The sequence below is a fragment of the Ensifer sp. SSB1 genome, assembly GCF_016652895.1.
Classification (GTDB): Bacteria; Pseudomonadota; Alphaproteobacteria; order Rhizobiales; family Rhizobiaceae; genus Ensifer.
Map to the genome: position 1 here is coordinate 1 of NZ_JAEPRP010000074.1, position 21282 is coordinate 21282.

19 protein-coding genes are annotated in these 21282 nt (G+C 62.9%); 16 read left to right on the forward strand and 3 right to left on the reverse strand.

Annotated features, from left to right (window positions below):
* Nucleotides 1-138: 138 nt before the first annotated feature.
* Nucleotides 139-1083, reverse strand: a complete 945-nt coding sequence (locus tag I8N66_RS18855; protein ID WP_113541055.1) for a LysR family transcriptional regulator — start codon at nucleotides 1081-1083, stop codon at nucleotides 139-141.
* 229 nt (nucleotides 1084-1312) lie between these two features.
* Between I8N66_RS18855 and I8N66_RS18860 the strand changes: the two genes are divergently transcribed.
* From I8N66_RS18860 to I8N66_RS18890, 7 genes are all read left to right on the forward strand, one after another.
* A complete protein-coding gene (locus I8N66_RS18860) occupies nucleotides 1313-2518 on the forward strand; it encodes an ABC transporter substrate-binding protein (protein WP_113541054.1) in 1206 nt (401 codons plus the stop codon).
* Nucleotides 2519-2522: 4 nt separating this feature from the next.
* The gene (locus tag I8N66_RS18865) at nucleotides 2523-3305 is read left to right on the forward strand and encodes an ABC transporter ATP-binding protein (RefSeq protein WP_291156561.1); all 783 of its coding nucleotides are present in this window, start codon (nucleotides 2523-2525) and stop codon (nucleotides 3303-3305) included.
* Nucleotide 3306: 1 nt separating this feature from the next.
* Nucleotides 3307-4008 (forward strand): ABC transporter ATP-binding protein, encoded by a 702-nt coding sequence (locus I8N66_RS18870; RefSeq protein WP_291156565.1) that lies wholly within the window; start codon nucleotides 3307-3309, stop codon nucleotides 4006-4008.
* A 3-nt stretch (nucleotides 4009-4011) separates the two neighbouring features.
* A complete protein-coding gene (locus tag I8N66_RS18875; RefSeq protein ID WP_113541051.1) occupies nucleotides 4012-4899 on the forward strand; it encodes a branched-chain amino acid ABC transporter permease in 888 nt (295 codons plus the stop codon).
* On the forward strand, nucleotides 4892-5887 hold the full coding sequence (locus tag I8N66_RS18880) for a branched-chain amino acid ABC transporter permease (protein WP_291156568.1): 996 nt from the start codon (nucleotides 4892-4894) through the stop codon (nucleotides 5885-5887). The genes I8N66_RS18875 and I8N66_RS18880 overlap by 8 nt, the downstream gene beginning before the upstream one ends.
* A gap of 94 nt (nucleotides 5888-5981) precedes the next feature.
* Nucleotides 5982-7577 (forward strand): GMC family oxidoreductase N-terminal domain-containing protein, encoded by a 1596-nt coding sequence (locus I8N66_RS18885; RefSeq protein ID WP_291156571.1) that lies wholly within the window; start codon nucleotides 5982-5984, stop codon nucleotides 7575-7577.
* A 207-nt stretch (nucleotides 7578-7784) separates the two neighbouring features.
* On the forward strand, nucleotides 7785-8849 hold the full coding sequence (locus I8N66_RS18890; protein ID WP_113541048.1) for a Tim44 domain-containing protein: 1065 nt from the start codon (nucleotides 7785-7787) through the stop codon (nucleotides 8847-8849).
* Between the two features lie 74 nt (nucleotides 8850-8923).
* Here the strand turns inward: I8N66_RS18890 and I8N66_RS18895 are convergent, their stop codons facing one another.
* Nucleotides 8924-9850 (reverse strand): LysR family transcriptional regulator, encoded by a 927-nt coding sequence (locus I8N66_RS18895; RefSeq protein WP_291156576.1) that lies wholly within the window; start codon nucleotides 9848-9850, stop codon nucleotides 8924-8926.
* An 84-nt stretch (nucleotides 9851-9934) separates the two neighbouring features.
* Here I8N66_RS18895 and I8N66_RS18900 point away from each other — a divergent pair, with 84 nt between their 5' ends.
* The 9 genes from I8N66_RS18900 to I8N66_RS18940 all read left to right on the forward strand — a co-directional run bounded on the left by I8N66_RS18900 (nucleotide 9935) and on the right by I8N66_RS18940 (nucleotide 19122).
* Nucleotides 9935-10423 carry a DMT family transporter gene (locus I8N66_RS18900; protein ID WP_291156579.1) on the forward strand — a complete coding sequence of 163 codons (489 nt, stop codon included), beginning with the start codon at nucleotides 9935-9937 and terminating at the stop codon, nucleotides 10421-10423.
* Between the two features lie 256 nt (nucleotides 10424-10679).
* Complete coding sequence (locus I8N66_RS18905; RefSeq protein ID WP_291156582.1) at nucleotides 10680-11885, forward strand: MFS transporter; 1206 nt, start codon at nucleotides 10680-10682, stop codon at nucleotides 11883-11885.
* Between the two features lie 102 nt (nucleotides 11886-11987).
* The gene (locus I8N66_RS18910; RefSeq protein WP_113541045.1) at nucleotides 11988-13466 is read left to right on the forward strand and encodes an aldehyde dehydrogenase family protein; all 1479 of its coding nucleotides are present in this window, start codon (nucleotides 11988-11990) and stop codon (nucleotides 13464-13466) included.
* A 118-nt stretch (nucleotides 13467-13584) separates the two neighbouring features.
* Nucleotides 13585-14505 carry a polyphosphate kinase 2 gene (ppk2, locus tag I8N66_RS18915; RefSeq protein ID WP_291156587.1) on the forward strand — a complete coding sequence of 307 codons (921 nt, stop codon included), beginning with the start codon at nucleotides 13585-13587 and terminating at the stop codon, nucleotides 14503-14505.
* A 117-nt stretch (nucleotides 14506-14622) separates the two neighbouring features.
* Nucleotides 14623-15465, forward strand: coding sequence for a MurR/RpiR family transcriptional regulator (locus I8N66_RS18920; RefSeq protein ID WP_113541043.1), 843 nt, complete (start codon nucleotides 14623-14625; stop codon nucleotides 15463-15465).
* Between the two features lie 285 nt (nucleotides 15466-15750).
* Entirely contained in the window at nucleotides 15751-17214 is a 1464-nt protein-coding gene (locus I8N66_RS18925) for an MFS transporter (protein ID WP_162768960.1), read from the forward strand.
* Entirely contained in the window at nucleotides 17211-17870 is a 660-nt protein-coding gene (locus I8N66_RS18930) for an aspartate/glutamate racemase family protein (RefSeq protein WP_291156592.1), read from the forward strand. The genes I8N66_RS18925 and I8N66_RS18930 overlap by 4 nt, the downstream gene beginning before the upstream one ends.
* Before the next feature lie 134 nt (nucleotides 17871-18004).
* On the forward strand, nucleotides 18005-18595 hold the full coding sequence (locus I8N66_RS18935; RefSeq protein ID WP_113541041.1) for an ankyrin repeat domain-containing protein: 591 nt from the start codon (nucleotides 18005-18007) through the stop codon (nucleotides 18593-18595).
* A gap of 23 nt (nucleotides 18596-18618) precedes the next feature.
* Nucleotides 18619-19122 carry a YHS domain-containing (seleno)protein gene (locus I8N66_RS18940; RefSeq protein WP_113541040.1) on the forward strand — a complete coding sequence of 168 codons (504 nt, stop codon included), beginning with the start codon at nucleotides 18619-18621 and terminating at the stop codon, nucleotides 19120-19122.
* A 35-nt stretch (nucleotides 19123-19157) separates the two neighbouring features.
* On the opposite strand, the gene I8N66_RS18945 is transcribed toward I8N66_RS18940, so the two are convergent.
* A partial coding sequence (locus tag I8N66_RS18945) for an adenylate/guanylate cyclase domain-containing protein (RefSeq protein WP_291156599.1) occupies nucleotides 19158-21282 on the reverse strand: 2125 nt, incomplete at its 5' end.

Below are 21282 nucleotides of genomic sequence, written 5' to 3' on the forward strand. Positions count from 1 at the left end.
GACAAGTTGTTGAAATTAAACACTTCTTTCCACTGTTGATAAACTTGGTCGATTTGGAAGATCAAATCCCCGAGCTTTCAGAGCGAAAATCACCCACTTTCGCCTCAGAGATGGCACCTCATCGCTATCCCGCTGGAATTAAGTCCGCGACATGCGTCGTGCGCTTGTCGTCAGCGCCGCCGCTTCACGGGTGAAATAGCCCCTGTTCTCCTTGACGATCTGCATCAGGAACTCGCGTACCGCCCTCACCCGCGGCACCGCCACCAGATCCCGGTGGCAAACCATCCAGTAGGTACGCTTGAGCTCGATCTCCTCCGGCAGGACGATTTGCAGATCCGGCTCTTCCCGCGCCATGAAATGCGGCAGCACGCAGAGGCCGAGCCCCTGGCGCACCGCCTTCAGCTGCGCCAGGATGCTCGAGCTTTGGAAATGCGCCCGCAATCCCGGCTGCAGTTCACCGAGATAATCAAGCCCCGGCGCAAAGATCATGTCTTCGATGTAGCCAACGAAGCGATGCGCAGCCAGATCGTTGCGACCCATGATCGGCGCGTGTTTCGAGAGGTAGCTGCGCGCGCCATAGACATGCAGCGTATAGGGGGTCAGCACCTCGGAATGGTAAGGACCGGCCTTCGGCGCCGTCAGCGCCACTTGGATATCCGCCTCCTTGCGCGACAGCGACATGATCTGCTGGATTGCCACCAGTTCCAGCGACACATTCGGATAGCTCACAGCAAAATCCGCCAGCCGATCGGCAAGGAAGAAGTTGCCGAAGCCTTCGAGCGTGCTCAGCCGCACGACACCACGCTGCGCCGTCAGGCCGTCATTGATGTCGAGCTGCAATTGTTCGGTCTCGCGCTCGATCCGCTCGGCCGTCTCAATGAAGCGCTGCCCCATGCTGGTCAGAACGTAACCGCGCGGATTGCGCTCGAACAGCTTCACCTTGAGCGCAAATTCCAGGCGGTCGATCCGCCGCGACACCGTGGCATGGCTGGTTCTGAGCCGCCGCGCCGCCGTCGACAATTGCCCGGTGCGGGCCACTGCCAGAAAGAACTGCAGATCGTCCCAGGTGAAATTCGGATTCATCGCCACTCTCCGTCTGTTCGAAAATGAACAGACCCTGTTTGCAATTTACGGTTCGGGCCGCTTGCATCCAAGCGTTTTTTTCCGGATTGTAACGACCAGAGCCGACATCTGAGGAGCATGTCTGGCCAAATATGAACAGAACGAAATGAACGATCCGGCACCGCCACCTGGCGCGCCGGAACCCGCGCGTATTTTCACGCGACGGTTCACGTCTCTGGAGGAGGACACAATGACGAAGAAACTGATCGTAACATTGGCAGCCATGCTCGCCAGCAGCACGGCCGCTTTCGCCGATGCATCCGATGGCAAGGTCAAGATCGGCATTCTGAACGACCAGTCCGGCGTCTATGCCGATTTCGGCGGCAAATCCTCCTATGAGGCGGCGCTGATGGCGGTGGAGGATTTCGGTGGCAAGGTGCTGGGCGTGCCGGTGGAAGTCATCACCGCCGACCACCAGAACAAGGCCGACATCGCGTCCAACATCGCCCGCCAATGGTACGACACCGAGCAGGTCGACAGCATCATGGAGCTGACCAGCTCCTCGGTCGGCCTTGCCGTGCAGGCGCTGTCGAAGGAAAAGAAGAAGATCACCATCAACACCGGTGCTGCAACGACAGAACTCACCGGCAAGCAGTGCTCGCCCTATGGTTTCCACTGGGCCTATGACACCCATGCACTTGCGGTCGGTACCGGCGGCGCGCTCGTCAAGCAGGGCGGCGACAGCTGGTTCTTCCTGACCGCCGACTATGCCTTCGGCTACTCGCTCGAAGAAAACACCAGCAACTACGTCAAGGAAAACGGCGGCACGGTCGTCGGCTCCGTCCGTCATCCCCTGGCGACCACGGACTTTTCCTCCTTCCTCCTGCAGGCGCAATCCTCCGGCGCCAAGGTGATCGGCCTTGCCAATGCCGGCCTCGATACGTCCAACGCCATCAAACAGGCGGCCGAATTCGGGATCGTCCAGGGCGGCCAGCGCCTCGCGGCCCTGCTCTTCACGCTCGCCGAGGTTCATGGCCTCGGCCTCGAAGCGGCTCAGGGGCTGACGCTGACCGAGGGCTTCTATTGGAACCGCAACGAAGAGAGCGCCAAATTCGGCAAGCGCTTCATGGAGCGCACCGGCAAGATGCCGAACATGGTCCATGCCGGCACCTATTCGGCCGTGCTTTCCTATCTGAAGGCGATCGAGAAGGCTGGAACCGACGATGCCGACGCCGTCGCCAAGGAGCTGCGTGCGCTTCCGGTCAACGACGTCTTTGCCGAGAACGGCACGGTTGCCGCCAACGGCCGCATGATCCACGACATGTACCTGCTGGAAGTGAAGAAGCCGGACGAAAGCAAGGAACCCTGGGACTACTTCAAGGTGCTCGCCACCATTCCCGGTGCTGAAGCCTTCATCGATCCGGCCAAGAGCGGCTGCGACCTCGTGAAGTCCTGACGCGATGAGCGCACCGGTCATCGAACCGAATGGCGCGCCGCGGGTGGTTCTCTCCGCCCGCGGCCTGCGCCGTGACTTTGGCGGCTTCACCGCCGTCAACAACGTCAATCTCGACGTCCATGATGCGCGGGTACATGCGTTGATCGGACCCAACGGCGCCGGCAAGACCACGGTCTTCAACCTTTTGACCAAGTTCCTGCAGCCAACCGACGGCACGATCACGCTGCTCGGCGAGGACATCACCCGAACGGCGCCGGACAAGGTGGCGCGCATGGGCCTGGTGCGCTCGTTCCAGATCTCGGCGGTGTTTCCGCATATGAGCGTGCTCGACAATGTGCGCGTGGCGCTGCAGCGACCGAACGGGCTCGCGACCCAGTTCTGGAAGCCGATGTCGGCGCTCGACGGGCTGACGGCCAAGGCGGATCAGCTGATTCGTTCGGTCGGTCTCGACAGGGAGCGCAATGCGGTTGCCGCCGATCTTTCCTATGGACGCAAGCGCGTGCTGGAAATCGCGACCACCCTGGCGCTCGATCCCAAGGTGTTGCTGCTCGATGAGCCGATGGCCGGCATGGGCCACGAGGATGTCGGCATGGTCGCCGAGATCATCCGCGAAGTGGCGTGCGAACGCGCCGTGCTGATGGTCGAGCACAATCTCTCCGTCGTCTCGACGCTCTGTCATCACGTCACCGTGCTCCAGCGCGGCGAGATCCTGGCCGAGGGCGACTACGCGAAGGTGTCGGCGGATCCGCGCGTGCGCACCGCCTATATGGGCACCGAGGAGGCCTGACATGAAACCGCTTCTCAAAGTCTCCGGCCTCAACGCCTGGTATGGCGAAAGCCACATCCTGCACGGCGTCGACCTGACGGTCGGCGAAGGCGAGATGGTCACGCTGCTTGGTCGCAACGGCGTCGGCAAGACGACGACACTACGCTCGATCATGGGCATCGTGCGCAAGCGCAAGGGCGAAATCAGCTTTGCCGGCGCAGACCTGATGAAAGTGCCGCTGCACCGGGTCGCCCATCACGGCCTCGGCTTCATCCCGGAAGAGCGCGGCATCTTCTCGACGCTTTCGGTCCACGAAAACCTGCTGCTACCGCCGGCGGTCGCTGGCGGCGGCATGACGGTCGACGAGATCTTCGAGCTTTTCCCGAACCTTTACGAACGCCGCAGCAGCCCCGGAACGAAGCTTTCCGGCGGCGAACAGCAGATGCTGGCGATCGCCCGGATCCTGCGGACCGGCGTGCGCATGATGCTGCTCGACGAACCGACGGAAGGTCTCGCGCCGGTCATCGTCCAGCGCATCGGCGACGTGCTGAAAACCCTGAAGCAACGCGGCATGACCGTGCTTCTGGTCGAGCAGAATTTTCGCTTCGCCAGCAAGGTTGCCGACCGCTTCTATCTGATGGACCATGGCCAGATGGTCGGCGAGTTCCCGGTTTCGGAACTGTCCGCCCGCATGGACACGCTGCATGATGTGCTGGGGGTCTGAACCATGAGCACGATCTTCGGAATTCCCCTGCAGGCCTTTCTCGGGCAGCTGCTGATCGGGTTGATCAACGGCTCGTTCTACGCGCTTCTGAGCCTCGGTCTCGCAATCATCTTCGGCCTGCTGCGGGTCATCAACTTCGCCCACGGCGCGCAATACATGCTCGGCGCCTTCTTTGCCTGGATGCTTTTGTCGCATTTCGGCATCGGCTACTGGCCGGCGCTGATCATAGCACCCGTCGCCGTCGGCCTTGTCGGCGCCGTCATCGAGCGCACGATGCTGCGCCGCCTCTATACGCTCGACCCGCTCTATGGCCTGCTCTTCACCTTCGGCCTGGCGCTGACGATCGAAGGCACCTTCCGCTATCTCTATGGTGCGTCCGGCCAGCCCTATGCGACGCCGGCAGCGCTCACCGGCGGCACCAATCTCGGCTTCATGTTCTTGCCCATCTATCGCGGCTGGGTGATCGTCTTCTCGCTGATCGTCTGCATCGGCACCTGGCTGGTAATCGAGAAGACCAAGCTCGGCTCCTATCTGCGCGCTGCCACCGAAAACCCGGTGCTGGTGCAATCCTTCGGCATCAACGTGCCCTTCCTCCTGACGCTGACCTATGCGCTGGGTGCCGCCCTTGCAGCCCTTGCCGGCGTGCTTGCCGCGCCGATCTACCAGGTCTCGCCGCTGATGGGTTCGAACATCATTATCGTCGTCTTCGCCGTCGTCGTCGTCGGCGGCATGGGCTCGATCATGGGCGCGATCGTCACCGGCTATCTGCTCGGCGTCGCCGAGGGATTGACCAAGGTCTTCTATCCGGAGGCCTCCAACATCGTGATCTTCGTGATCATGGCCATCGTTCTCATGATACGGCCGGCAGGCCTCTTCGGCCGGGATGCTTGATATGACGCTGACACTCGACATCGAAAAACCGAAGGAAAAGGGTCCGGCCGTCGCGCAGACGGTGTTCCTTGGAATTGGACTGGTGCTCCTGATCCTGGCGCCGCTGTTCTTCTATCCCGTTTTCCTGATGAAGCTCCTCTGCTTCGCGCTCTTTGCCTGCGCCTTCAATCTCTTGCTCGGCTATACCGGCCTGCTCTCTTTCGGTCATGCGGCCTTCTTCGGCGGGGCTGCCTATTTCACCGCGCATGCGGTCAAGGAATGGGGCCTGCCGCCGGAACTCGGCATCCTCGTCGGCGTCGCCGGCGCGGCGTTCCTCGGCCTGATCATCGGCTACCTGGCGATCCGCCGGCAGGGCATCTACTTCGCCATGATCACGCTGGCGCTGGCGCAGATGTTCTATTTCTTCTGCCTGCAGGCCGAGTTCACCAAGGGCGAAGACGGCATCCAGTCCGTGCCGCGCGGCCATCTCTTCGGATTCATCGACCTCAGCCAGTCGACGAACATGTATTATTTCGTGCTCGGCGTCTTCGTCATCGGCGTCGCCATCATCTGGCGCATCATCCATTCGCCCTTCGGCATGATCCTGAAATCGATCCGCGAGAACGAGACGCGTGCCGTGTCGCTTGGCTACTCCGTGCGCAACTACAAGCTCGCCGCCTTCGTCATGTCGGCAGCGCTCACCGGCCTTGCCGGCGGGGTCAAGGCGCTGGTCTTCCAGTTCGCGACGCTGACGGATGTCGGCTGGCAGATGTCGGGCGAAGTGATCCTGATGACACTGCTCGGCGGCATCGGCACTTTGATCGGCCCGCTCTTCGGCGCCGGGCTGGTGGTGACGCTGCAGAATTACCTCGCGACATCGGAATTCCCGGTGACGATCATCACCGGCCTCGTCTTCATGGTCTGCGTGCTGGTCTTCCGCCGCGGCATCGTCGGCGAGTTCTATCATTCGCGGCTCGGCCGCAAGCTCGGTTTTGAACACAGACAATAACGGCCCCCTCCCCGCCCGCGGCCCGTGGGCGGAACGGAGCCAAAGCCCGGTCCGGATTTAGCAGGGACCGAGCCCCGAACATTGAGAGAGAACCATGGACACGTTCGACTATATCGTCGTCGGAGCGGGGAGCGCCGGCTGCGTGCTTGCCAACCGGCTTTCCGAAAATCCGAGCCATCGCGTCTTGTTGCTGGAGGCAGGCGGCCGCGACAATTACCACTGGATCCACATCCCGGTCGGTTACCTCTATTGCATCAACAATCCGCGCACGGACTGGTGCTTCACGACCGCCGCCGAAGAGGGCCTCAACGGCCGCTCGCTCGGCTATCCCCGCGGCAAGGTGCTCGGCGGCTGCTCGTCGATCAACGGCATGATCTACATGCGCGGCCAGGCGAGTGACTACGACCACTGGCGTCAACTCGGCTGCGCCGGCTGGGGCTGGGACGACGTTCTGCCGCTCTTCAAGAAGTCGGAGGACCACTATCGCGGCGCCAACGATATGCACGGGGCCGGCGGCGAATGGCGGGTGGAGAAGGCCCGCGTGCGCTGGGCCGTACTCGATGCCTTCCAGAAGGCTGCCACCGAAGCCGGTATTCCCGAGACACCGGATTTCAACCGTGGCAGCAACGAGGGCTCCGGCTATTTCGACGTCAACCAGCGCTCCGGCATCCGCTGGAATACGGCCAAGGCGTTCCTTCGTCCGGCGCAGAAGCGCGGCAACCTCACCGTTCTCACCAAGGCGCATGTGCGCAAGCTGATCATCGAGGGCGATCGCGTCGCCGGCGTCGAGTTTCAGCATGACGGCATGGTCAAGCGCGCCCGCGCCGGCCGCGAAACGGTGCTCTCCGCCGGCGCGATCGGCTCGCCCCATATCCTCGAACTCTCGGGCATCGGCCGTGGCGACGTGCTTCAGGCAAACGGCATCGAGCTTCGCCACGAACGCGCCGGCGTCGGCGAAAACCTGCAGGATCACCTTCAGCTCCGCATGGCCTACAAGGTCACGGGGGTACCGACGCTCAACGAAAAGGCCAACTCGCTTTTCGGCAAGGCATCGATCGGACTGGAATATCTGTTGAAGCGCTCCGGGCCGATGGCGATGGCGCCGAGCCAGCTCGGCATCTTCACCAAGTCCGGCCCGGAGAAGGAAACCCCTGATCTGCAATATCACGTCCAGCCGGTCTCGCTCGACAAGTTCGGCGAGCCGGTCCATTCGTTCCCGGCGATCACCGCCAGCGTCTGCAATCTCCGACCGGAAAGCCGCGGCTCCGTGCACCTTAAAGGCCCGGACTTCGCCACCGCACCGGACATTCGGCCGCGTTATCTGACGGCGGAAGCCGACCGCAACGTCGCCGTCAACGCCATCCGGTTGACGCGACGAATCGTCAAGCAGCCCTCCTTCGCCCGCTTCAACCCGGTCGAGTTCAAGCCGGGCCCATCCTATGAGACCGAGGATGATCTGAAGCGCGCCGCCGGGGATATCGGCACGACGATCTTCCACCCGGTCGGGACCTGCCGCATGGGCACGGACCCGGAGAGCGTCGTCGATCCGGAACTGCGCCTGCGCGGGCTCAAGGGGCTGCGCATTGCCGACGCCTCGATCATGCCGACGATCACCTCCGGCAACACCAATTCGCCGACGATCATGATCGCCGAAAAGGCCGCTGCCATGATCCTGGCGGCCAATCGCTAGCGAAAGTGCAGGGAGGCTTTACGTCAGAGAACACGAGATCCGGTGCGATCGAAGATGCTGATTCCATGCCGGATTCGGCCCGAAGATCGGCAGCGGATAACGGTAAACTGGCCGAAATGCGACGCGAAACGCTTAAATCTCGGTGCTTGAGCCCCTATATCATGCCGTGACGGCTCATTTTGAGCCCAAGCAAGATAAGGGGTTTTGATGGCAATGCAGCGATTTGGGCGTTTTGGACGAGCTCTGGCAATGATGGCGATCGGCTTGACAGTCGCGCTGACAGTTGTGGACGTCGCCGAAGCGCGGCGTTCGGGTGGCGGCTTCGGCAGCCGCGGCACCCGCACCTTCTCGCAGCCGCCCGTAACCCGTACCGCGCCGACCAACGCGGCACCGATCGACCGTTCGATGACGCCGCGCCAGGATGCCGGTCCTGCTGCTACCAATCCGGCAGCCGGCCAGACACGCCCGACCAACGCTGCCCAGCCGAACGCCCGTCCCGGCTTCTTCAGCGGCTTTGGCGGTTCGCTGCTTGGCGGCCTCATGGTCGGCGGTCTCATCGGCATGCTGATGGGTGGCGGCTTCGGCGGCGCCGCCGGCTTCCTCGGCTTGATCGTGCAGATGCTTCTGATCGGTGGCCTGATCATGCTCGCCATGCGTTTCTTCGGGCGCAACCGCCAGCAGACGGCCTATGCCGGCCCGTCCGAGCGGTCGTCGGCTCAGTCGCCGTCGGGCGGCATGCCCTCGTTCAAGATCCCGAGCATCGGCGGTGGCCAGTCGAATGGCCAAGCCAGCGGCCAGGCGAATGCACGCCCGACCGCAACACCGGCACCGGCACCAGCGACCGATGGTCCGGCCGATGAAATCGGCATCCAGGGATCCGACCTTGAGCAGTTCGAAAAGATGCTGAAGGACGTGCAGGCCGCTTACGCCGAGGAAGATTATGGCACGCTGCGCCGCCTGACGACACCGGAAGCCATGTCCTATCTCGCCGAGGAGCTGAGCGACAACGCGACGAGCGGCGTCAAGAACGATGTGCGCGACGTGCATCTCGTCCAGGGCGATGTGGCGGAAGCCTGGTCCGAAAACGGCACCGACTACGCGACCGTTGCGATGCGCTATGAAAGCATCGACGTGATGCGTGACCGCACCACGGGCAAGGTGATCAGCGGCGATCCGGACAAGCTGACCGAATCGGTCGAGCTCTGGACTTTCGTCCGCAAGCCCGGTGCTGAATGGCAGGTTTCGGCAATCCAGGGCGTCAGCCACGACTGACGCGAAACAAAGCCTATAAGGAAGGCCCGGTCGGCATTGCCGCACCGGGCCTTTTAATTTTCGGGATCACACGATCACATGGACGCGGGCACAGCGTTCGGCGGCGCAAGGATTTCGTTGATCAGCTCCCGGAGCCAACGGTGAGCCGGATCGCCATCACGCCGACGATGCCAGATCTGCCGGAAGGAAAAAGGCGGGATGGCGAAGGGCGGTGCGAAAATGACCAACGGCCCAGTCTCCCCCTCGCGCGGCAGGATACGGCGCGCAACGGTGAGTACCAGATCGGTTCCGAGCACGAGACCGGGTGCCGCACCCCAATGGGGCAGCGCCAGCGCAATGCGGCGCTTATGTCCGGCAGTCGAAAGCGCCAGGTCGATCTCATTGCCGGTATCGCCACGCAGCGAGACGAGAATATGCGGCCGCTCCAGGTATGCAGCGAGATCCATCGCTTTTTCGTCACCAAGGCTAGCGCCATCGGCCAGACAGGCGAAGTGCTCCTCGAACAGCAAGGATGTCCTCAGATCCTCGGCCAGCGTCGGAAACACGCCGAGCGCCAGATCGATCTCACCGTCTACCGTCTGCGACATCATCACTTCGCGGCTCGCCTGGCTGACGATGAGATCGACGTTCGGCGCCTGCCGGCGCAGCACCGCCATCAAGTGCGGTAGCAGAACGAGGGCGGCGTAGTCGGACATCGCCAACCGAAAGACATGACGCGCACGCCCCGGATCGAACGGCTGGGATCCCATAAGTTGGCGCATCTGCGCGAGGGCCTCGGCAAGCCGCGGCGCGATCTCCAAGGCCCGTACCGTCGGCTCGAGCTGTCCGCCATGGCGCACCAACAGCGGATCGTCGAAGAGGGCGCGCAAACGCGCCAGCGCATGGCTGACCGCAGGCTGGCTTTTGTTCAGCCGGAGAGCCGCACGCGAGACGTGGCGTTCCGCCAGCAGGGCGTCGAGCACGACGAGGAGATTCAGGTCGATGCCAGCCAGATTATTCATGAGACGAATATAGCACGTAAGAAAATGGAATTTCCATTCTCCGCATCGATGAGAGAAAACGGGTCAATAAAGAAGGAAAAAACAATGCCCAATCTCTCCTCCCTCCTGTTGCTTGCCGTGGCGATCTTCGCCGGCGCCGTCGTCCCCCTCCAGGCCGGCGCCAATGCCAACCTTGGCCGCCTCCTCGGTCATCCGCTCTGGGCGACAGTCGTCTCGCTCGGTGTCAGCCTCGCGCTCATCCTCCCGATGCTGATTGCCTTCCGGGCGCCGTTGCCCAGCCTTGCTGCGGCATTCAAGGGTCCGTGGTGGATCTGGATCGGCGGTTTCGCCGGCGTGATCTACATCACCGCGGCTCTCCTCCTTGCGCCGAAGCTCGGCGCGGCAAGCTTCATTGTTGCCGTCATCGGCGGCCAGATGGCGATTTCCATGCTGATCGATCACTACGGCCTGATGGGTTTCCCCGTAAAACCGGTCAATGCGGCGCGGCTGACCGGCCTGTTCTTCATCGTCGGCGGCATGGTGATCACGCAGATCGCCAATGTCACGCCGGCCTTGGCCAACGCACCGCGATAGCACAGAGCCGCATCTCGGCAGCGGCGCCCATGATCATCGCGGCTGCCGCTTGTCACCTAAGAAGCGCCCATGGTAAATGGCTGACCATGTCGAGCGAACCCCATTTGATGGCCTGATTTGCCCCGCAAGGCGGGGCTTGCATCTGTGAGCCCAGAACCGTCCGCCTCTTGCGCGGGCTTATCCTGTTCGCGTCGATCTCATCTCACCTGCCCCATACGGCCGACCCGAGATCGATTGCGTCTCATCGGGCTCTCCTATGGACCATTCCAAACTTTGGGGCGATGCCGCCTTTCGGCGCATCAGCCTCGTTCTCGCCGTCGATTCCGTCTGCTCCTGGATGCTCGTCGCCGCGTTGCCGCTCGTTGTTGCAACCCGCTTCGGCGCCGGTGCGGAACTGGTCGGCGGTCTTGCCTTGCGCCTGCTGCCGAGCCTCCTGCTTGCGCCGATCGTCGCGTCGCTCCTACGGCGTAGCGGCCCGCGGCTTCCGGTGCTGTGCTCCCTCTTCGTGACCGCCGTCGCCACTCCCGGCCTTGCATTCGCAACGGACGCGATGACATTGCAGATGATCGTATTGGTCATCGGCGCTGCGGATGCGGTGATCACGCCGGGTCTGTTGACGCTGCGCGCCGCCGTCGTTCCAGCCGGCCGCAACATGGAGGCCAACACCGCCTTCCAGGCGATCGACCGCTTCGCAAAGATCTTCGGGCCACCGGCAGCAGGTCTCGCAGCCGCCTCCACCTCGATCGTGACAACGCTTGTTGCGCTGGCCCTCGCCCAGATCGGAGCAGTCCTTCTGCTGATGCTTCAACCGGGCGACAAGCCGGTGCGACAGTTCGCTGCCCCCTCGCACGCATCGGGCTTCGGACAAGAAACCATTGCGATTTTCCGCGAGAACCCCGTGCTCTGGACCTTGCTGCTCCCGGCCTTCGGCTACATGGCTTCGCTCGGTGCGCTGCAGCCGTTCCTGTTCTGGCTCAATCGTGACCAGTTTCATCTCGGCCCGGAGATGTGGACCTTGCTTCTGGCGGCACAGGGTGCCGGCGCCCTGATTGGCGCCGTCGTCTCACACCGGTTCGCAAGGGTTTTGACCAGTACGCGGACGCTGCTTCGTGCCTATCTCGTCTCCAGCCTGCTCGAAGGCGTTTCGACCTTCGCGCTGATTTTTGCGCCCGACTACCTGGCGGCCAGCGCACTGCTGATCGTCGGCGGCATACCGGAGATGATCGCCTTCGCCACGTACTTTACCCTCGTGCAACGCTGCCTGCCTCTGGAGCGCCAGACGGTACTTTACGCCATCAGCTTGCCACTGATGGATGCCTGCTTGATCGCCGGCATCGTCTCTGGTGCCTTGTATACCAGCAATCTCCTGTCCCTCGGGCAGTTCTGGCTGTTTGCCAGCGCCTGCGCCGTGCTGCCGGTTCTGCCCTTCCTCGCGTGGCGCAGGCGAACGACCGGCCGCTGAAGCGACGTCCCCGCGGCAAAAAGATCAACGCCAGCCGTAACTTGCGGCTGGCGCGTTTCGCACCGACTAGCCATACTCGCTCCGGGTAAAAAGGGGTGTGGTATGCAGGATCGGCTGTTCATTGGTGGCAAATGGGAAAAACCGCGGCGCGGCGGCACGCTTGAGGTGATCGACCCGGCGACGGAGGAGGTCATCCACCGCGCGCCGGCCGCAACGTATGAAGACGTGGACAGGGCCGCAAAGGCCGCCCGCATCGCCTTCGACAGCGGCTCCTGGCCGAAACTGTCAGGCGCCGAGCGTGCGGTCTATCTCCGGGCGATCGCCGCCAAGATCGAGGAAAAGCGCCACTCGCTGGCGCGACTCGAAGTCGCCGACAATGGCAAGCCGCTGCCGGAGGCGCTCTGGGACATCGACGATGCCGCCGGCTGCTTTCGTTTCTATGCCGGCCTCGCCGAGGAACTGGACGCCAATCCGGAAGAGACGATCGCCGTCGGCGACAGCCGCTTCACCGCGCGCGCCGTGCGCGAACCGCTTGGCGTCGTTGGCGCCATCACGCCGTGGAACTACCCGCTGCTGATGGTCTCCTGGAAGGTGGCGCCGGCGCTTGCTGCGGGCTGCACCATCGTGCTCAAGCCTTCCGAGCTGACGCCGCTGACGGCACTGGAACTCGGTGTCATCGCCGAGGAGATCGACCTGCCGCCCGGCGTGCTCAACATCGTCACCGGCACCGGCGCGGATGCCGGCCAGCCGCTCACCGAACATCCGCTGGTCGACAAGCTTGCCTTTACCGGCTCTGTCGTCACCGGCCGCAAGGTGATGATGGCCGGCGCCCAGGACATCAAGAATGTCAGCCTCGAACTCGGCGGCAAATCGCCCTTCGTCGTCTTCGCCGACAGCGACATCGACAAGGCGGTCGAATGGATCATGTTCGGCATTTTCTGGAACCAGGGCCAGGTCTGCTCGGCGACTTCGCGGGTGCTCGTCGAAGAGGGGATCTACGAAACCGTCGTCAGGCGTCTTTGCGAAGAGGCCGCGAAAATCAAGATCGGCCCTGGCCTGGAGGACGGCACGCTGCTCGGGCCGATCGTCTCCCGTGGCCAATATGACAAGGTGCTGGGTGCCATCGACCGCGCCCGGCAGGACGGTGCCACGGTCGCCGCCGGCGGGGGGCGCCCGGCCGGCCTCAACAGCGGCTACTTCCTCGAACCGACCGTGCTCACCGACATGCGCGAGGACAGCTTCGTCTGGCGCGAGGAGATCTTCGGCCCGGTCGTCTGCGTCAAGCCCTTCCGCGAGGAGGCAGACGCGATCCGCATGGCCAATGACAGCCGCTTCGGCCTTGCCGCGGCCGTCATGTCGGCCGATCGCGAGCGCTGCGAGCGCGTCGCCCGGGCCTTTCGCGCCGGCATCGTCTGGATCAACTGCTCGCAGCCGACCTTCACCGAGGCGCCCTGGGGTGGCTACAAGCAATCGGGCATCGGCCGCGAACTCGGCCGCTGGGGTCTTTCGAACTATCTGGAAACCAAGCAGATCACCAGCTTCGACGCCGACGAACCCTGGGGCTGGTACCTCAAGGAATAGGGCCGATCAGGGCGCAGACGAACCCGCGTCAAATTCCCTTCATGCGGTTGTGAAATAAGCCGACTAACGATGGCATCATGCAAGGTTGTCGTGGAACACGGGCAATCCGGAGGCTCAGATGAACAGGTCGAACGACGAGATCGAAACGCAGGACTGGCTGGAAGCGGAACTGGCCGATACGCTGGACGAGGACTATGAGCTCGAACTCTCCGAGCCGGCGCTGTCGGAAGAGATCCGCAAGATCTATCGCAAGAACCACCCGCCATCGATCCCGCGCATCGATTACTTTCGCTCGCTGCTGCGGCTGCAGTCGGAGCTGATCAAGCTTCAGGACTGGGTGGTCTACCACAAGGAAAAGGTGGTGGTGATCTTCGAGGGACGCGATTCCGCTGGCAAGGGCGGCGTCATCAAGCGCATCACCCAGAGGCTCAACCCGCGCGTCGTGCGGGTCGTCGCACTGCCGGCACCGTCCGACCGCGAAAAGACGCAATGGTATTTCCAGCGCTACGTGCCGCATTTGCCGGCCGGCGGCGAAATCGTGCTGTTCGACCGCTCCTGGTACAACCGCTCCGGCGTCGAGCGCGTCATGGGCTTTGCCACCGAGAACCAGGTCGAGCAGTTCTTCGACGACGTTCCGGAATTCGAGCGCATGCTCGTTCGCTCCGGCATCCGGCTGGTCAAGTACTGGTTCTCGATCACTGACGAAGAACAGCAGATGCGCTTCCTCGTGCGCATTCACGACCCCTTGAAGCAATGGAAGCTTTCGCCGATGGACCTGCAGTCGCGGGTACGCTGGGAAGGTTACACCAAGGCCAAGGAAGAGACCTTCGCTCGCACCAACATCCCGGAAGCGCCCTGGCATATCGTCGAAGGCAACGACAAGAAGCGTGCCCGGCTGAACTGCATCGATCATCTCCTGACGCAGTTCCCCTATGAGGACGTGCCGCACGAGGAAATCTCCCTGCCGGAACGCGTCTTCATCCCGGACTACGAGCGCAAGGTGCTGCCACCGGAACTCTACGTACCGTCGAAATACTGACGCGCGCGGCCCGCTCGCCCGGTAGCAGTTGAAAGCGAGGCGGCATTCGCCGCCTCGCTTGCAATATCCCCGCGAAAATCAGAGATTGCCGTGAAACGCCAGTTTCATGGACATCGCATGAGCCCAAAAGAACGTTCCTTCCTTACCCGCGTCCGCCAGGTGCTGCCGGAATTGCATCCGGCCGAGCGGCGGCTGGGGGACTTCCTCTGCGATTTTCCCGGTGAGGTCGCGAGCTATTCGGCGCAGGAGCTGGCGGCCCTCGCCCACGTGTCGAAGGCGACGGTCTCCCGCTTCATCCAGCGGCTCGGCTACGACAATTACGAGGAAGCACGCCGGCATGCCCGCGCCGACAAACAGACAGGCTCGCGTCTGTTCCTCGCAACCGCCACCGACAGCGGCGGCGAGCAGTCGCTCACCTCGCACGTGGCGCAAGGCGTCGCCAACATCGAGGCGACCTTTCTCGCCATATCCGAAACCCAGGTGACGGCGGCGGCAACCGCCATTCTCGGCGCCCGCAAGGTCTGGGTCATCGGCTTCCGCGCCAGTCATTCCTTCGCCACCTATCTGCAATGGCAGATGACCCAGGTGATCGAGAACATCGCGGCCATCCCGGGCGGCGGTCAGACACTCGGCGAACATCTCGTCAGCATCAACAGCAGCGACGTCGTCATCCTCTTCGGCCTGCGCCGGCGCGTCTCCCTGATGGAGCCCATCCTGGCGCAACTCGAAAAGTCAGGCGCGCACCTGCTCTACATCACTGACGAGGGCGTGCCCTTCCTCAACCAGGCGGAATGGCACTTCCGCTGTCAGACGCTGGCGCCGGGGCCGCTGTTCAACCACGTCTCGGTCATGGCGCTCTGTCATCTGCTCACCACCCGATGCATTGAAATCGCCGGAACGTCCGGCCGAAATCGCCTCCGCGGCATCGAAGCCATCAACGATGCGCTCGAGGAATTGTGAGCGCAGATTGGGCATTTGCCTGAAACACCAGAATATTTTTCAAGCAAGCGAAACCTGAGTTTCAGTCCCCTCGCTGGCGATCTGTTTCCGCGAAGCTTTTGATACCAAATGAGAAACCTCGGTTTCTCACGATATGGCACGAAATCTGCATTCCATGAACCATGCGACCGAACGGCTTCGTCCTTTCGCAGCGCGTCACAGAATCTTCTATGAAACCACGGTTTCGTAATGTAGATTTCATGAAACTAAGTTTTCACGTTGTTAAGCCATAAAGGGGAACGAACCATGGCAGCGGAAAATATGGTGCCGTCCGGCAGGTCATCGCCGGTCATCAGACAGTTGGAATCAGCCTTCACCAAAATCGGCGTCACCGGCGCCCACAAGCAGATCCTCGCCCTCGTGCTCATCGGCTGCCTGTTCGACAGCTTCGAGCAGAACACCATCGGCGTTGCCGGCCCGATCCTGAAGGAACATTGGGGCCTGACCGGAACCGACATCGGCTTCCTCAACACCATCACCTTCGGCAGCGCCGCGCTCGGCCGGCTTCTCTCCGGCATCCTAGGCGACCGCTACGGCCGCCGCGTGATGCTGACCATCAACCTCCTGCTCTTCACCATCGGCTCGGCCGCCTGCGCCATGGCGCCGAACTTCGCCACCCTCTGCTTCGCCCGCGCCATCGTCGGCTTCGGCGTCGGCGGCGAAATCTCGACGGCGGTGACCATGCTGTCGGAATTCTGCTCGCCGAAATTCCGCGGCACGGCGGCAGGCCTCGTCAATGTGGGCGCCGGCGGCTTCGGCAACTTCCTGGCGCCGGCCTTCGGCCTGATGATCTTCACCCTCTTCCCGGGTGAAAACAGCTGGCGCTGGCTCTTCGCCGCACTTGCACTGCCGGCCCTGCTCGTCGTCTTCTACCGCCGCTTCGTGCCGGAAACGCCCCGCTTCCTGGCGTCTCAGGGCAAGATCGACGAGGCCAACAAGGTGCTTTCGATCCTTGCCTCCGGCTCGCTGCGGCCGCGCAACCTCAAGGTCCAGGAATACCTGACCAAGGACCACCTGAAGGACGAGGAACCGGTCAAGAGCGACTGGAAGGAACTCTTCCGCGCACCCTATCTCGGCCGCACCATCCCGGTCGCCATCGCCATCCTGATGAGCTACGGCGCCCAGCTTTCGGTGCTGACCCTGATGCCGATCATCTTCGTCTCCATGGGCTACACGCTCCAGGGCAGCCTGCTCTACAGCATGATCATCCAGAGCGGCAGCGTGCTCGGCGCCATCGCCGCCTCGATGTTCGGCTATTACTTCCCGCGCAAGAAGGTGCTGACGCTCGGTGCCGTCTTCGCCTGCCTTGCCGCGGTCTCGATCGCCTATCTCGGCACGAACATCTACCTCGTCCTGATGTTCGGAGCGATCTTCCAGTTCTTCGTGCTGCTGCTCAACACGTCGATCTGGATCTATGCGCCTGAACTCTTCCCCACCCGCATCCGCGCCTTCGGCGTGGCGCTGATCCTGGCAACCGGTTCGGCCGCGGGTTCCTTCATCCCCACCATCGCCGGCGCGCTCTTCGACGTCTACGGCATGGTCGGTGTCTTCGGTCTCGCCGCCAGCATGTATGCGGTCTTCGCCTTCTGCATCCAGCTCGGGCCCGAGACCTACGGCATGTCGATGGAGGATCTGACCCAGCCTGCAGGTGCCGACCTTGCAAAAGCTGACACCTCTGAAATCAAAGTCGGCGCGGAACTGAGAACGTGAGCTCACATATCCTTCTGATCAACCCGAACAGCTCGCATGCCACCAGCGACATGATGGTCGCCATCGCACGCAAAGCTGCATCAGGACGCATGGCCGTGGCAGTCGCCACGGCCATGCGGAACCCACCGATGATCGTGACCCCCGAGCAACTGTATGCAGCCGCTGCCGAGGTCGTCGAGATCGGCGAAAAGCATGAGACCGGATGCCTCGGCATCGTCGTCAGCGCCTTCGGCGATCCCGGCCTTGCCGCCCTCAAGCACCGTCTCGCGATCCCCGTGATCGGTATCTGTGAGGCCTCGATGATCGAGGCCTCACAGGGTGGCCGCAAGTTCGGCGTCGCCACCACGACGCCAGAACTGATCCAGGCGATCGACGACCGCGCCCGCGACCTCGGCGTCTGGAACCAGTACACCGGCATCCGCTGCACCTCGGGCGATCCGCTTGCGCTCTCCGCCCACCCGGAGCGGCTGCTGGAGGCCCTCGCCGACGCCGTCCGCCAATGCGTCGAACAGGATGGCGCCGAAGCCGTCATCATCGGCGGCGGCCCGCTCGGCCAAGCGGCCGAACAGCTCCAGCCGCTGTTTTCGACGCCGATCATCGCTCCGATTCCGAGCGCGATCGATCGCATGCTCGACCTGATGCAGGTTGCCGCCTGACAGGCCCCATCGCCGCAAACCTCGCCCGAAAGGAGTAGGGGCCGTACCGCCGTAAGCCTGTTTCCACCCCTCGCTCTGTGGTATTTTCGCCCTTTCCAATTGAGCGAGACCGAAGCTGGGGCGGAGGTTGGGCGATGAAATCTCTCATTGCTGCGCTCGCCGCGGTGGCGTCATTTACCGCGGCGGCGATGGCGGGTCCGTTGCACGACGCGGCACGGGACGGTGACGTTGGACGCGTCAAAACCTTGCTCGACCAGGGAAGCAGTATAGCCGAGCCCGATGCGGCCGGTGAGCCGGCGCTGTTGATCGCCGCTCTCAAAGGACGCACCGAGGTGGTCGCTCTTCTCATCGACCGCGGCGGCGACATCGAGATTCGCAACAAGGGCGGCCTGACGGCCCTGCATGCGGCTGCCTATGGCGGCAATCTCGAAACCGTCAAACTGCTCGTCGCCAAGGGCGCTGCGGTCAACGACGTCTCCAACTTCTACAAGATGTCACCGCTGCATGCGGCAGCCGAAGAGGGCCATGCCGAGGTGGTCGCCTTCCTGCTCGCCAACAAGGCCGACATCGAAGCCAAGGAGCGCAATGGCTACACACCATTGACGCAAGCAGGATGGCGCTCGCACTGGCCAGCGGCCGAGCTTCTCCTGAAGGCCGGGGCCACCTGCCAGAAAGCCGACCTCGTCGGTGAATGGCTGTACGGCGAATGCACCAAACGACAGTAACATCCGGAAACGGAGGGCACGACATGTCTGGATATCCGATAACGGGCGCGATCGCGGCGACAGCGGCGCTGTTTGCATTCGCCGGCCCGGCACGGGCGGAAGAGCCCGTGAACACCGGCTACTTCGGCGACGTGGCGATCAAGGGTTATGATCCTGTCGCCTATTTCACCGAGAACAAGGCGGTTGAAGGATCGCCCGAATTCACCTACCGCTGGCTCGGCGCCACCTGGCAGTTCGCCAGTGCCGAACACCGCGATCAGTTCATCAAGGAACCGACCCGCTACGCGCCGCAATATGGCGGCTATTGCGCCGATGGCGTTTCCTTCGGCACGGTGACGACCAACATCGACCCGAAGGCCTGGCGCATCATCGAGGACAAGCTTTATCTGAGCTACGATCCGGGCGCTGCCGACGGTCTCGTGAAGAACCCGAACAAGGTGGTCGATTCGCGCAAGCATTGGTCCGAGGTCGAGCAGACGCTGCTCACGGAAAAGGCGTCGATCAACTGGACGAAACCCTCGCCCTGAAATCGATCCACTTAAGCGTGGCCGGATGACCGCCCTCATTTCTCGACCGAGAAGAACTTCAGCGCCTGCGGTGTCACGTTGATGTAGTCGGCGGTGCGCTCACCCTTGGCCGTATTGCGATAGACGTAGCCGCAGACCATGCGGTCGAGGAAGTACCCGTCGTATTTTTCGCAAAGCTGGTTGCCCTTCACTTCGACGCGGCCGGTGATGTTCGTATTGCTGGTGCGATAGGCGGTATTGCCCGCCTTGTCGAAGAACTGCGCGAAGCTCGTGCCGTTCTTGTGCACGCCCACCCAAGTCTTGTCGACGGTCAGTTGCTGCAGTTCAGCCGGCCCAAGCCGATCGCTGGGCGCACCGACGAAGCCGAAGGGCCATTCCGGGATACCCGCAACGCGCAGGCCAAAGAGATGGCGGTAGAGATCCTCTTCGCGCCAGTAGTCGTAGAGATAGCCGTAATAGGTGAGGTTGGTGTCGGGAAAGAGCTTCAGGAGTTCTGCCGCTTCCGCCGCCGCACTCTGTTGATCGCCGCGCTGTGCATAGGCCGAGGCCAGATATTCCCGCACGGCTTCTGCCTTCGGAAGCGATTTTCCAGCCGTCTCGATCAGTGGGATGGCGCGTTCCAGGCGGCGCGCCGTGTAGTAGACGATGCCGGCAAGTAGCTGCAGGCTGGAGGATGGTGACGGGTCGAGCCTCAAGGCCCGGTCGATATCCTCGATCGCCTGCTCGTGTTCGCCGGTCTGGACAAGCACCAGCGCCAGGTTGGCCAGCGCCTCGGCATCGTTGGGCTGTGCGGAAACAGCCCTGAGCGCGGATTCCTTCGCCTCCGTCGCACGCCCGTCGACCAGCTGTAGCAACGCCAGCACGGTATGGGCGCGGGCGTTGTTGGCGTCGAGCTTCAGCGCCTGACCCGCTGCATCATAAGCAATCTTGCGCGCCACGGCCGCCGACCAGAGATAGTTGTAGTCGTTGCGCCAGACGTCGACCGCGACGCGGGCAATGCCGGCGTGGGCATCGGCGAAATCCGGGTCGAGGTCGATCGCCCGCTGATAGAAGGACAGCGTCTGGCGGTAGGTGTCGACGTCGCGCCAGATGAGACCCTGCTGCTCGGCACGCATGTAGTTGTCGTAGGCTTCCAGATTGTCGGTTGGAATGCGCGCCAACTGGTCGCGCTCACCCTCGCTGAGCTTGACTTCGAGCGCGGCAATGATCTTGCCGATGACATCGTCCTGGACGGCGAAGAGGTCGGCATATTGCCGGTCGTAGCGCTCGGCCCAAAGCGAAAGTCCGCTCACCGCGTCGATCAGCTTGACGTTGATCCGCAGTCGTTGGTCGGCACGCTGCAGCGTGCCCTCCAGCACGTAGTGCACGCCCAGTTCGGCCGCCACGTCCTGGATCCTGGTGGCGTTGCCCTTCAGCGCAAACACCGAATGGCGGGCGATGACGAACAGGCCGGAGACCTTGGACAGTTCGGTGATGAGATCGTCCGTCAGCCCTTCGGCCAGGTGATCGTGGTCGCTGTCGCCACTGACATTGATGAAGGGCAGCACCGCAACGGAAGGCTGGTCCGGCAGGGGATAGGCGAAGCGCTGCGCTGGGCCTATCGACGAGATCAGCATCCAGGGCTGCCACCAGGCGACCACGGCCAGCAGGACCAGCGCGAGCAAGCCGATCCCCACACCCTTCAGCCGGGCAGCGGTCGGCGCTCCCTTCTCGGCGATCGTCTTGCCCGCGGCTTCTGGGGCGAGAAGCACGCGGTAGACACGGATCGGCTCGGCGATACCCTTGACCGTCTGCTGCCCCAACGATGCAAAGCCCACCTTCAGCCTGGAGCTGATCTGGTCATAGGCCGTACCGGAGATCGCAATGCCGCCCGGCTGCGCCAGCCCCTGCACGCGATCGGCGATATTGACCCCGTCGCCGTGAATGTCGTCGCCCTCGACGATGATGTCACCCAGGTTTATGCCGATGCGGAAATCCAGCCTTTCGCTGTCCGGGCCCTTCTCGTCCTCCACCGTTGCCTTGCGCTTCTGGATGTCGATCGCGCATAGCGCCGCGTCGACGACGCTGCGGAATTCGACGAGCAGGCCATCGCCCATCGTTTTCACCAGGCGACCGTGATGTTCGTGAAAGAGCGGCTCCAGGATATTGGAAAGGTCAGAG

Coding starts and splice junctions, on each gene's coding strand:
- I8N66_RS18855 (WP_113541055.1), bottom strand. CDS start 1,083: ATGAATCCGAATTTCACCTGGGACGATCTGCAGTTCTTTCTGGCAGTG.
- I8N66_RS18860 (WP_113541054.1), top strand. CDS start 1,313: ATGACGAAGAAACTGATCGTAACATTGGCAGCCATGCTCGCCAGCAGC.
- I8N66_RS18865 (WP_291156561.1), top strand. CDS start 2,523: ATGAGCGCACCGGTCATCGAACCGAATGGCGCGCCGCGGGTGGTTCTC.
- I8N66_RS18870 (WP_291156565.1), top strand. CDS start 3,307: ATGAAACCGCTTCTCAAAGTCTCCGGCCTCAACGCCTGGTATGGCGAA.
- I8N66_RS18875 (WP_113541051.1), top strand. CDS start 4,012: ATGAGCACGATCTTCGGAATTCCCCTGCAGGCCTTTCTCGGGCAGCTG.
- I8N66_RS18880 (WP_291156568.1), top strand. CDS start 4,892: ATGCTTGATATGACGCTGACACTCGACATCGAAAAACCGAAGGAAAAG.
- I8N66_RS18885 (WP_291156571.1), top strand. CDS start 5,982: ATGGACACGTTCGACTATATCGTCGTCGGAGCGGGGAGCGCCGGCTGC.
- I8N66_RS18890 (WP_113541048.1), top strand. CDS start 7,785: ATGGCAATGCAGCGATTTGGGCGTTTTGGACGAGCTCTGGCAATGATG.
- I8N66_RS18895 (WP_291156576.1), bottom strand. CDS start 9,850: ATGAATAATCTGGCTGGCATCGACCTGAATCTCCTCGTCGTGCTCGAC.
- I8N66_RS18900 (WP_291156579.1), top strand. CDS start 9,935: ATGCCCAATCTCTCCTCCCTCCTGTTGCTTGCCGTGGCGATCTTCGCC.
- I8N66_RS18905 (WP_291156582.1), top strand. CDS start 10,680: ATGGACCATTCCAAACTTTGGGGCGATGCCGCCTTTCGGCGCATCAGC.
- I8N66_RS18910 (WP_113541045.1), top strand. CDS start 11,988: ATGCAGGATCGGCTGTTCATTGGTGGCAAATGGGAAAAACCGCGGCGC.
- ppk2 (WP_291156587.1), top strand. CDS start 13,585: ATGAACAGGTCGAACGACGAGATCGAAACGCAGGACTGGCTGGAAGCG.
- I8N66_RS18920 (WP_113541043.1), top strand. CDS start 14,623: ATGAGCCCAAAAGAACGTTCCTTCCTTACCCGCGTCCGCCAGGTGCTG.
- I8N66_RS18925 (WP_162768960.1), top strand. CDS start 15,751: ATGGCAGCGGAAAATATGGTGCCGTCCGGCAGGTCATCGCCGGTCATC.
- I8N66_RS18935 (WP_113541041.1), top strand. CDS start 18,005: ATGAAATCTCTCATTGCTGCGCTCGCCGCGGTGGCGTCATTTACCGCG.
- I8N66_RS18940 (WP_113541040.1), top strand. CDS start 18,619: ATGTCTGGATATCCGATAACGGGCGCGATCGCGGCGACAGCGGCGCTG.